The organism is Kitasatospora sp. NPDC004240 (assembly GCF_053603215.1).
This window is the reverse complement of sequence record NZ_JBSGFD010000453.1, coordinates 1-1,339: the sequence shown is the minus strand read 5'-3', so window position 1 is coordinate 1,339 and position 1,339 is coordinate 1. Positions and strand designations below refer to the sequence as shown.

General features: G+C 78.1%; 2 protein-coding genes and 1 pseudogene. 2 read left to right on the top strand and 1 reads right to left on the bottom strand.

Annotated elements, in window-relative coordinates; genetic code table 11:
- The coding region (locus ACWEQL_RS42475; RefSeq protein WP_452156993.1) for a hypothetical protein at window positions 1–386 on the bottom strand (386 nt) is incomplete at its 3' end.
- Here ACWEQL_RS42475 and ACWEQL_RS42470 point away from each other — a divergent pair.
- Together ACWEQL_RS42470 and ACWEQL_RS42465 are read left to right on the top strand one after the other, a co-directional pair.
- Window positions 366–1,238 (top strand): hypothetical protein, encoded by an 873-nt coding sequence (locus ACWEQL_RS42470; RefSeq protein WP_452156991.1) that lies wholly within the window; start codon window positions 366–368, stop codon window positions 1,236–1,238. The two genes, ACWEQL_RS42475 and ACWEQL_RS42470, sit on opposite strands and share 21 nt — an antisense overlap.
- Window positions 1,239–1,248: 10 nt before the next feature.
- Window positions 1,249–1,339, top strand: a pseudogene (locus ACWEQL_RS42465) (roadblock/LC7 domain-containing protein); the annotation flags it as partial.

Genomic DNA, 1,339 nt, shown 5'->3' with positions numbered 1-1,339 from the left:
GCGGTCCCGGTGCGGGCGGTCTGCCGCGTCGCGGCGCCCGGCCCCAGCCCGGCCAGCCCCAGCCCGGCCAGCCCCAGCCCGGCCAGCAGCAGCCCGGCCAGCAGCAGGGCGGTCAGCAGCAGCCCGGTCAGCCCGCCCAGGGCCGGCCCGGCCCGGGTGGTCCGCGTCCCGCCCCGCAGGGCGGCCCCGGCCCCCGTGGCGGCGAGCAGTCGCAGCACGGCTGGGCCGAGCGTCCCGGCCGCCCCGGTGGCCCGCAGCAGGGTGCCCGTCCGGGTGCCCACCCGCAGGAGGGCCTGCCGCAGCGGCGCCAGCCGCAGGGCCAGGGCCCGGCCGGCCAGGGCCCGCAGGGTCCGCGCCGTCCGGAGGTGCCGCAGCAGGCCCAGCACCGCCCCCAGCAGGCCCCGCAGCTGCCGACCCAGCAGCTGCCGGCGGTCGAGTCGGCGCCGGGCGAGAGCACCGAGCAGTTCGCCCGGCCGCGCTTCGAGGCCAGCCAGATCGACCCGCGTGACCCGCTGGGCCTCGGCCTGGTCGAGCCGGTGCTGCCGGACGTGCCGAACCCGGCGCGTCCGGAGCCGGTCCGCCAGGAGCCCGCGCGCCAGGAGCAGTACCGCCAGGAGCCGATGGCACTGCCGACCGGTCCGTCCGACGGCGGCCCGCAGGGCGCCCCGGGCTTCGACCCGGCGGGCCAGGGCCAGCAGCAGGCACGGCCCCGGCCGTACCAGCCGCAGCGTCCCGGCACCACCGCGCCCGGCATCCAGCAGCAGGCCCCGCAGGCCCGGCAGGCGCCGCAGCAGCAGGCCCAGGCGCCCCAGCAGCAGGCTCAGGCGCCCCAGCAGCAGTACGCACAGCCGCAGCAGGGCCCGGACGGCGACGCGCCGTGGCGTCCGTCCGCGAACGACGAGCGCTGGCGCCGTGCCGAGCAGGTCCGCGAGCCCTCGACCAGCGGGGTCACCATGTCGGGTCTGCCCCGGCGCACCCCGCAGGCCAACCTGGTCTCCGGCACCGCCGAGGCCTCGCCGCTGACCGGTCCGCAGGTCTCGCGCGCCCCCGAGGAGGTGCGCGGCCGGCTGACCAACCTGCGCCGCGGCATCCAGCAGGGCCGCCGGGCGGGCGCCGAGCAGGGCCCCGGGGCCGGCCAGGGTGGCCGGAACGGATTCGACCATGGTGCCCAGCAGCCCGGATTCGATAGTTTCGGTGGCCGGACAGACGGCAACGGCGCAGATCATCAGGAGCGTTGAGTTGAATCAGATGAGCCAGGCCGCACAGAACCTGAACTGGCTGATCACCAATTTCGTGGACAACACCCCCGGGGTGTCGCACACGGTGGTGGTCTCCGCGG